Origin of the sequence: Paracoccus halophilus, assembly GCF_000763905.1 — a bacterium.
In the GTDB taxonomy this organism is placed as follows: domain Bacteria; phylum Pseudomonadota; class Alphaproteobacteria; order Rhodobacterales; family Rhodobacteraceae; genus Paracoccus; species Paracoccus halophilus.
Genome location: NZ_JRKN01000112.1, coordinates 1 through 537, shown reverse-complemented (window position 1 = coordinate 537; position 537 = coordinate 1). Strand labels below are relative to the sequence as shown.

The window sequence follows — 537 nt, the reverse complement described above, 5'->3', positions numbered from 1 at the left end:
CTATCATGATGGTGTCTCCGTCTCGCCCTGGTTGCGCCAAGTCCTTGAAGATGCGTGCGAACACACCCATACGAGACCATCTGACGAACCGGTTGTAGAGCGTCTTGTGCGGGCCATACACCGATGGCGCGTCGCGCCACTGCAAACCGTTCCGTTTGACGTAGATGATCCCACTCAGCACCCGCCGATCATCGACCCTTGGTACGCCACGTGATTTCGGAAAGTGCGGTCGAAGACGCTCCATCTGCGCCTCCGTCAACCAGTAGTAGTCGCTCATGTTGCCCCCGTAGTTTGCGGGCGTGAATCACGACTATCCAAAGGGTTCAAGCGGCCTTATGGGTCCTGACCCTAGGCTCCAGACCCATTGATTTAGGGCTGTTCGCGTGATTCAGGCTCTGCAAGGAGACCTGATCCATGAGCAACCTTTTCTGGCTGACTGACGCGCAGATGGAGCGTCTGAAACCCTATTTCCCGAAGTCCCACGGCAAGCCACGCGTTGACGACCGTCGTGTGCTGAGCGGCATAATATTCATCAAT

At 56.4% G+C, this 537-nt stretch carries 1 protein-coding gene and 1 pseudogene; one reads left to right on the top strand and one right to left on the bottom strand.

All coding sequences use genetic code 11. The annotated features are described in order from the left end of the window. A partial coding sequence (locus tag IT41_RS20500; RefSeq protein ID WP_036741137.1) for an IS5 family transposase occupies positions 1 to 277 on the bottom strand: 277 nt, incomplete at its 3' end. A gap of 137 nt (positions 278 to 414) precedes the next feature. Here IT41_RS20500 and IT41_RS19310 point away from each other — a divergent pair. After that, positions 415 to 537, top strand: a pseudogene (locus IT41_RS19310) (IS5/IS1182 family transposase); the annotation flags it as partial.